Source organism: Vibrio sp. V19_P1S1T109 (assembly GCF_002241375.1).
Classification (GTDB): domain Bacteria; phylum Pseudomonadota; class Gammaproteobacteria; order Enterobacterales; family Vibrionaceae; genus Vibrio; species Vibrio anguillarum.
On record NZ_NDIM01000190.1, the window covers coordinates 1 to 8,369 of the forward strand.

At 43.4% G+C, this 8,369-nt stretch carries 9 protein-coding genes; 4 read left to right on the top strand and 5 right to left on the bottom strand.

Features of this window, described 5'->3' with window-relative positions:
• Positions 1-995, bottom strand: a 995-nt coding sequence (locus B9J87_RS09080) for a retention module-containing protein (RefSeq protein ID WP_141201561.1), incomplete at its 3' end; no start/stop codon positions are given.
• A gap of 432 nt (positions 996-1,427) precedes the next feature.
• On the opposite strand from B9J87_RS09080, the gene B9J87_RS09085 reads away from it, so the two are divergent.
• The 3 genes from B9J87_RS09085 to B9J87_RS09095 all read left to right on the top strand — a co-directional run bounded on the left by B9J87_RS09085 (position 1,428) and on the right by B9J87_RS09095 (position 3,822).
• Positions 1,428-2,738, top strand: a complete 1,311-nt coding sequence (locus tag B9J87_RS09085; RefSeq protein WP_013856940.1) for a TolC family outer membrane protein — start codon at positions 1,428-1,430, stop codon at positions 2,736-2,738.
• Complete coding sequence (locus B9J87_RS09090; protein WP_017042438.1) at positions 2,719-3,354, top strand: OmpA family protein; 636 nt, start codon at positions 2,719-2,721, stop codon at positions 3,352-3,354. Before B9J87_RS09085 ends, B9J87_RS09090 begins: the two co-directional genes overlap by 20 nt.
• 117 nt (positions 3,355-3,471) lie before the next feature.
• A complete protein-coding gene (locus B9J87_RS09095) occupies positions 3,472-3,822 on the top strand; it encodes a DUF2750 domain-containing protein (protein WP_013856942.1) in 351 nt (116 codons plus the stop codon).
• 117 nt (positions 3,823-3,939) lie between these two features.
• On the opposite strand, the gene queC is transcribed toward B9J87_RS09095, so the two are convergent.
• Both queC and queE read right to left on the bottom strand, forming a co-directional pair.
• Positions 3,940-4,644 carry a 7-cyano-7-deazaguanine synthase QueC gene (queC, locus tag B9J87_RS09100; protein ID WP_176429508.1) on the bottom strand — a complete coding sequence of 235 codons (705 nt, stop codon included), beginning with the start codon at positions 4,642-4,644 and terminating at the stop codon, positions 3,940-3,942.
• A 10-nt stretch (positions 4,645-4,654) separates the two neighbouring features.
• Positions 4,655-5,323 (bottom strand): 7-carboxy-7-deazaguanine synthase QueE, encoded by a 669-nt coding sequence (gene queE / locus B9J87_RS09105; protein WP_094150340.1) that lies wholly within the window; start codon positions 5,321-5,323, stop codon positions 4,655-4,657.
• Between the two features lie 174 nt (positions 5,324-5,497).
• On the opposite strand from queE, the gene yidA reads away from it, so the two are divergent.
• On the top strand, positions 5,498-6,316 hold the full coding sequence (yidA, locus tag B9J87_RS09110; RefSeq protein ID WP_094150342.1) for a sugar-phosphatase: 819 nt from the start codon (positions 5,498-5,500) through the stop codon (positions 6,314-6,316).
• A gap of 58 nt (positions 6,317-6,374) precedes the next feature.
• Here yidA and B9J87_RS09115 read toward each other — a convergent pair whose 3' ends face one another.
• On the bottom strand, positions 6,375-7,799 hold the full coding sequence (locus B9J87_RS09115) for a bifunctional NUDIX hydrolase/phosphatase PAP2 family protein (protein ID WP_094150344.1): 1,425 nt from the start codon (positions 7,797-7,799) through the stop codon (positions 6,375-6,377).
• A 29-nt stretch (positions 7,800-7,828) separates the two neighbouring features.
• A complete protein-coding gene (locus B9J87_RS09120) occupies positions 7,829-8,311 on the bottom strand; it encodes a GNAT family N-acetyltransferase (RefSeq protein ID WP_017046144.1) in 483 nt (160 codons plus the stop codon).
• Between the last annotated feature and the right edge of the window lie 58 nt (positions 8,312-8,369).

The window sequence follows — 8,369 nt, forward strand, 5'->3', positions numbered from 1 at the left end:
GTGATGCTCAGGCTGCCCAGCGGCGCGCCTTCCGTCGGGTGCGCCACCGCCGTCACGTTTGTGAGGAAGGTGTTGTCGGCGTTGTTCCCATCCTTGTCTTCCGCGGTCAGAGTGCCGCTGTCACTTAGAACGATGTCACCATTGCCCTCGGTCACGGCACCCTGCGCATCACCACTGATGATCGCCGCGTCGTTCGTGCCATTGATGGTGATGGTCACCACCTGCTCGGTGCCGTCTTCCGATTTCACCGTGAAGGTTTCTGTCAGTGTCTCGTCCACGTTCAACGCATCGACCGTCTCGTTGCTGTTATCCAGCACGTAGGTCCACTTGCCGTTCGCATCCACACTGAACGTACCGTACTGTCCCGCCGCATCGGTTTGCGCCTGGAACACGTTGTCTGTGTTGTCCACGTCGCTTGCGAGCAAGGTGCCCGTCGCGGTGTTTTCCGCCGCGTCTTCGGTCACGCTGCCGCTATCATCGCCTGTGATTTTCGCGCCGTCGTTCGCACCATTGATGCCCGTCACAATTGACCCTAAAGCACTTTGAGAATAGCCTTCTAATAGCGTTAAACTTTGTGTTTCAGAGAGGCCTAGCGCGGTGAGTGCTGACGTGGAGAATTCTGTTGCGGCTATGGTTTCCGAAGCGTCGCGAGCGATGCTGACTGAGCCCGTCGGGCTTGAACCGTTCGATTCACCCGCTGCAGTTGCAAGATCTTCGCCTAGCTGTGTTGGGTCTTGGCCTTGCTCTAATGCTGCGAAAATTTCATTGATGTCATTAGTTATATCTACGTTGCGACCATCGGCGTTAACTCTTGATATTTGTACATCATTATTATTGCCTACATCGTTTGGGGTAGCGTTACTGGCACTGATGATTATTTCACCAGGCAAGGTTTTTTCTCCTGGCTGAAGCACCCGTACATTGCCATTTGCATCCACAACGATCATCTGACCGAAAGTTAATGTTGTACCTAAAGAAAAAGAACCAAGTTCCATATAATGCCTCTAATAACTTCCGAATTCACAACGATGCGACTGTTTACATTCCTACATCTTTGCTACGTAATTTGTCATTTCTAATGGTAATAAATTAGCATTTAACACCTGTAATACAAAGGAAAAACCATTTTTACACTTTCTTATGTGACGTAGGTGGAGACTTAAGTCACACATTTATAGTTTGAATCAATATCACACTAAAGATGTACTTTATTATAAAAACAATCAACAATGTTTAATAAATGTTAATTGATGATTTGGTGTATGATTCTTTGCTAAAATCACGAATGTAATGAATATGTTGCTGTTTACTGATGCGAATTTAATGTTATTTTGTTGCGTTTTTCCATCAAGCGTCTCGATAATGCAACAGCTAATGCCGTACTATTGCGGCTTAAAAGAAGTAGAAGTCCCTAGAGGAGTGCCCAAGTGAATTGGATGAACATGAAAACGTTGAGCTACGCCATCGCACTCAGCTTCCCGATCTCTGTATATAGCCAGACTCTTGAGCAAGCGGTGTCAATAACGCTTGCAACCAATCCAAATATTAAAAGTGCATATAACGAATATGTGAGTAAGCGCTATAATAGCGAAGCCTCTTCTGGTGCTTACCTTCCAAGGATCGATCTCGATGCTGGTATTGGCTACGAAGCGGTAGATTTAGCCTCTGGTACTGAAAATGAACTTACTCGTAAAGAAGCCACCATTACCTTAACCCAACTGATTTGGGATGGTTCTTCGACTTTAAACGATATTGATCGTACTTCGGCTGATGCCGAATCGGTTCGTTTCCAACTCTTAGCTGACGCTCAAGATATCGCATTAGAGGTCACTAAGGTGTATCTCGATGCAACGAAAGCGTTTGAAATACTGACACTTTCTGAAAGCAACCTCTCAGTACATAAGAAAATATATCGTGATATACAAAAGCGTGTGGAATCAGGCATTGGTTCAACCGCTGATCTTTCTCAGGTTGAAGCTCGTTTAGCTAAAGCCCATGGCAATCTTTTAGCTGCACAGAATAATCTGTTTGATATACATACCCAGTTTAAACGGTTGGTAGGTCAACCTCCTCAAGATTTAATTTTCCCTAGAGCAGACCATTCTGCTTTGCCTTTTACCGTTGATGACGCTTTAGAAAAGGCCTACCAAGATCACCCGGTCATCAAAGTAGCGCAAGCCGATGTTGATTCTGCAAAGTTTCAATATAAACAAACTCAGGGAACAAATTACCCAACATTATCTTTCGAAGCTGCACAAACATGGCGTGATGATGCCGGTGGGATAGAAGGTAGCAGCGATGAATTCTCGGCCATGATTAGGATGCGTTACAACCTGTACAATGGTGGTTCAGATTCTGCGCGCACCGACAGTGCTGCCTACCAAATGAACAAAGCGAAAGATTTAAGAGATCGGACTTATCGTAGTGTTGAAGAGGGGTTGCGTTTATCTTGGAGCGCTCTCGATTTGACATTACAACAGAAAGAATTTTTAGCCGATCATGTTGATTCTGCTTCAGATACGGTTATTGCTTATGAAAAACAATATAAGCTCGGCAAGCGAACACTATTGGATGTGTTGAATACTGAAAATGAGCTTTTCGAAGCAAGAAAAGGTTATCTCGATGCCAAATACGATGAACAGTATGCAAAATACCGTGTTATGAATGCAACTGGGTCATTGTTGAGTTCGTTGAGAGTGGATACACCCAAAGAGTGGCATGATGCGGTGGAGTACTAACATGTTGAAATACTTATGGCCAATGATAGCGAGCTTACTCTTTATCACCTCGACGGCTTCATCTGCTAGAGATGATTATCCATATATTGATATGCCACTCGCTGATCAAATAGACGATTTACGTGACGATGATTTTGACGGCGTGATTAATGCCCGAGATTTGTGCCCCGAAACACCATTGAAGTCAGAGATCGATAATGATGGTTGTGGCACTTTCATTAAAACCGAAGAGCAACTCCAGCTTAGAATTCTGTTTGCGAATGATTCAGCAATAGTCAACCCTGTGTTTCTAAGTCAAATACGGTCAATGGCCAATTTTCTCAAGCAATACCCTTCAGCTTCGATTGAATTACAAGGTTATGCCAGTAAGGTTGGGAATCCAGGTTATAACTTAGAGTTATCGAAAAACCGAGCTTATAACGTCGAGAAGGCGCTTGTTAGTTACGGCATTAGCCATACTCGTGTCCGTATTGTTGGTTTTGGTGATACTGAACTGACAGAAAATGGTGATGATGATATTAGCCATGCGATGAATAGAAAAGTTGTCGCCACTGTCGTCGGCCACAAAGGTTCGGTGAAAGAAGAGTGGACCATTTTCACCAAACGCGAGCGTTGAAATCGATATTTATCGAGGATTGGGGCGTTTTCGCCCCTTTTTTCTGTCTAAAATTGTAATGAGTTTACTAGCACAAAATGCTATCCTTGCGCGTCATCACCTTATGAGATAAAGATAATGAGCAAATTAACTGCTGACCTTCAAGCAAACTTAGAATTGTTTATTGAACAAACAAAAGAGACCCAACTAGTATGGGGCTTAAAAAATGAAGATGGTTGGCTGGCATGCGACTCGACAGAATTTGAAAGTAGTGAAGTTATGCCCTTTTGGTCAACCAAAGAAGATGCACAAACTCACAACGTTGAAGAGTGGTCTGACTTCGAAGTGTTAGAAATCCCTCTCGATATTTTCGTAGAAGATTGGTTGATTACCCTTGATGAAGATGGTGTATTAATTGGCACCAACTGGAATGCAAGCTTAGAAGGTAAAGAAGTAGAACCTGCAGATTTGGCCAAAATGTACCTTTAGTACCTCCTTGAACTATTTAGTACCTTGAGCTAAATAATGGGTGTTCTATTTGCACGCTATTCCATTCGCAAACACTAGAACACCCGTTTAAATTTCACTTGATCTATACGTTGATTATTAGATACACCATAAAGTTACAGTTTGCTTTTGGTGAAGCGCATTCATCACCAACGCTTTGTTTACTAAATAATCGTTTAAACCCGCTTTACGTAGCTCACATGATGGGCAATCGCCACAACCATCACCAATAATACCGTTATAACAAGTCAGTGTTTCGTGTCTTATGAGTTCGAGAGCATCATGTTGATCCGCCAATGCCCAAGTTTCTGCTTTGTTTAGCCACATTAAAGGAGTACGAATGTTGAATGGGCGATCCATCCCTTGCACCAAAGCACTGTTCATCGCTTTAACAAAATCATTTCGGCAATCCGGATAACCAGAAAAATCGGTTTCACAAACACCGGTAATTACCTCATCTGCACCTATTTGATACGCGTAAATACCCGCAAGGGTCAAAAACAGAATGTTACGCCCCGGCACAAACGAGTTCGGTAACCCATTCTCTTGTAACTCGTGTGATACTGGAATATCGTCACGAGTGAGTGAACTGATCGCTAACTCATTGAGTAAGCTTACATCCATGACTTTATGTGCAGCTACACCTAACTTTCTCGCTAAGGTGCTGGCAACCTCAATCTCGAGTTTATGGCGTTGGCCATAATCAAAGGTGATGGCGTGCACTTCATCAAACTCTTTTAATGCCTGAACCAAACAGGTTGTTGAATCTTGGCCACCACTAAATACCACAACGGCTTTTTTCATTTTCCTCTCCTCAGGCAATACTTAAATATTTATGCGTTTGAATCGATAAACGCCAGTTCCTAGCAATGCATGTTTCAATGCACAATTGGGTTGCCCGCTCTTTCTGACTAATAGGCTGTAAAGCAATCACTGTTGAATCAGGAACTTGCGCTCGCAGCAATAACGCATCTAGCCGTTCAATATCTTTAGCCGTTGCGACGGGGTGCTTGATCTCATTTGCTCTTAACAGAGCTGAATCGAGTACAGGCAGTTTGCCCTTCATTGCAATTTTTGGTGACACTGTCACCCATGTATTTGCCGAGGTTTGAACCGGGAATGTGCCGCTGGTTTCAATTTGAATGTGACATCCGATTGCCTCAAATGCTTGCGCAAGTGGACGTAGATCATAAATACACGGCTCACCGCCCGTAATTACAATATGTTTAGCATGATAACCCTGTGTTTTATAGAGCGACACCATCTCTTCTGCACTGACTGAGCACCAAGTTGGGCTATCTTGGGTTTTGGCTAGCACGTCATTGATTGGGCGTTCATCTTGCGGCGTTGCATCCCACGTCTGCTTTGTATCGCACCAAGCGCATCCCACTGGGCATTCTTGCAAACGAATAAAAACCGCAGGAACGCCGGTATGCACACCTTCACCTTGAATGGTCTCAAACATTTCATTAATTTTGTACAACGTAAACTCAGCCTAACTCAATATCAAAAAATGCAGGTCGCTGACCTTAATAGATGCCTTGCCTTAGGTCAAACTAAACCCATCACGTGCGTAAAAATTTGACTAAATCAGTGGCGATCACATCTCAACTTGCATAAGCTGCTGGCTTTCTTCTTCACTCAATTTAGGTAAGTCATGTATAAACTCATCGCTTTAGATATGGACGGTACTCTTCTCAATAGCCAAAAACAGATCACAGCCAGAACAAAACAGGCTATAGCCAAAGCTCGTGAAAAAGGAGTTAGAGTTGTGCTAGCGTCTGGACGTCCCATTGATGGCATGCGCGATAAGTTGCAAGAACTGCATTTAAACTCAAATGAGGATTTTGTCCTTTACTACAACGGCTCAATGGTTCAAAACATTGGCAGTGGTGAAATTATTCATCACAAAATTATCGATGGCCGCTCTGCAAAATTAGTCGCTAACCTTACTAACCAACTTAACGTGAATACGCACGCCTTTAGCCAAGTTCATGGTCTGATCACGCCTAAAATCAGTGAATATACCGAGCTTGAAGCAAGAATCAACGGACTGCCGATCACGGAAATGGATTTTGAACAGCTTGAAGATGATCATCCCATCATCAAAGCAATGATTGTGGCAGAGCCGAGCTTGCTACAAAAAGCCATTGAACAACTTCCTCCGGAACTCTATCAGCAGTTTACCATTGTACAAAGTGCACCATTCTTTCTTGAATTCTTAAACACACAGAGTAATAAAGGCGTCGGTGTCAAAGCGATTGCCGAGCACTTGGGAATCGAGGCTAAACACATTATTTGTATGGGAGATGCTGAAAATGATCATCACATGCTGCAATACGCAGGACTTGGAATTGCAATGGCAAATGCGATGGAACAAACTAAGCAGCTAGCGGACTATATTACACTCAGTAACGACGACGATGGTGTGGCAGTTGCTATAGAAAAATTTGTACTCGGTGAGTCTCACGAATAGGCATTAAAGACGCCTCAGTCGAGGCGTCTTTAATCGGGATGTTGACTAAACAACCAAGTTAAGCACGGCATTTTCGCATGAACCATGCAAAGATGAGCATGAGTAGTGGCAAGCGGAGCGTCTCAACCATTAAAGAGAAAATACTGCTGTATGAAACGAGCGTGGCACCAAATAACACCACTTGATTGAGTGCTAATAACAAAATGATCAGCAGCCACATTCGTTGAAGAGTGATGTGTAGTGGTTCAGTGCTCTTTGTCATAACTAAAGCCGATGCCGTCAGCAAAATGGCTAACCAAGCGGTGAAACTAGGCAAGGGCCAGATCATAGCCAGCAGTGCAACCGTGATCGTTAAACCCCACCATACCCCACGCGAACCCAGCAGTGTTCTGACGTCGGTATAAGATTGTTCATCTAAACGAACAATATGCCACGCGACCAGAGCGCCCAACAATCCACCTATCACCATATCGCTGATGAAGGCTTCCCCAATATAGAATTTGGCCAACATTAATAGCCCCATCAACACGATAAAACCCACAAACATTCGGTTGAAATCGAGATGATCAAAAGCTCGCAATAGTGATATCCCTACACCAAACCAAACTGCAATCGGTAAACTTGGAAAACCGTACCCGTAACTTTGGCAAAGTTCCAACAATGGTATATAGGCATGGGGTCTTGGTAATGCAAATCCTTGCTGAGCGACTAATGACAACAATGAACTCACGGTAACCACAAAAAATATCTTATAAACAGACTCTTTACCCAGATAACAGGCAATCACTGGAAACAAAACTATCAGCAATAAAGGATCCGTCAATTTGGTGATCCATACTGCGATTTGATAAATCGACGAACTCAGCGTATACGGCCATTCCGCGACCGTATTCTGCAATTTCATCATCCAGCCTAATTCGATTTGGTGAAACCGAGGCGCAGCAGAAACCAGATTCTCTACATAAATCACGGGTTGGCTATCCGCTTCTTGATACATGGTTTTGATCCGATCCCATTGCTCAGGGTAACGATACTGACTTGCATCAATACGATACGGATCGATCAGCATTGCGCTAGCAACCTCGACACCATAATGAGGAGCAAACCAAATAGGCAACTCATGTCCATTACGGCTATTTTTTGACTCAAAAGCAATCACATCGGAATCACTGCGACAGCTGTAAACGACAGCCGTATCCGTATACCCCAACATGCGCCCTACCGTTACAACAAGGCCCGTTTCTTCCCATGTTTCTCTTTGCGCGGCCAATTCTGGAGATTCACCGGGAGATATCGTCCCTCCTGGCAATGAAATCTGCTTGGTGATCACCTCGTTAACGAGCACGATCTTATGATCGGCTTTAACTAGGCATAGAGCACCACGAATATTATCTGGTAGCGTTACGGGTTGTTGAGCGACACCAACACTTGACCAGAACAACGACAGCAAACAGACACTCAACAATGAAAACTGTTTTAACACATTAAAAATCCATGATTATTATTATCGAATTACTTGCTATCGATTGACTTTCTTAACCAATGTATATGCGATGAAAAACCAGAACGTTGATAAAAAGATTGCGCTCCTTGGTTAAAATCCCACACTTCGACAAATACTTGGGTAATACCGTACTCTTTTAATGTCTGTTCCATTTTTTGAAACAGCTGCTGTGCGATATGCTGCTGACGATATTGTGGCTCAACGTAAAGCTCATCAATACTGCCCATTGGTACCGCTTTGCTCACGCTTGAAATTAACTCGCAAAAGTGACCCGATATAAATCCCACAATTTGACTGTCTATTTTGGCAACGTAAACCAAACATTCCGGATCATCTAAATAACGAGCAATACTTTTTTCTTGTTCAATCTCTTCTGCTGTTTTGAAATGCTCAGGGCAAGCAAGGTGATGCTCATGATGAAGGTCATACATCAACTGATTCAGTTGCGGTAAATCACGATCACAAGCAGGAGTTATGATAACTAACGACATATTTCGCGCTCTGAATGAATAAAGCTTTGGCCGTGATTCTATAAGATAGTGATTAAAA

What these genes read in the sequence shown, in the direction of transcription:
- B9J87_RS09095 (WP_013856942.1), top strand. Translation starts at nt 3,472, where the DNA reads ATGAGCAAATTAACTGCTGACCTTCAAGCAAACTTAGAATTGTTTATT.
- B9J87_RS09120 (WP_017046144.1), bottom strand. Translation starts at nt 8,311, where the DNA reads ATGTCGTTAGTTATCATAACTCCTGCTTGTGATCGTGATTTACCGCAA.
- yidA (WP_094150342.1), top strand. Translation starts at nt 5,498, where the DNA reads ATGTATAAACTCATCGCTTTAGATATGGACGGTACTCTTCTCAATAGC.
- queC (WP_176429508.1), bottom strand. Translation starts at nt 4,644, where the DNA reads ATGAAAAAAGCCGTTGTGGTATTTAGTGGTGGCCAAGATTCAACAACC.
- B9J87_RS09090 (WP_017042438.1), top strand. Translation starts at nt 2,719, where the DNA reads ATGATGCGGTGGAGTACTAACATGTTGAAATACTTATGGCCAATGATA.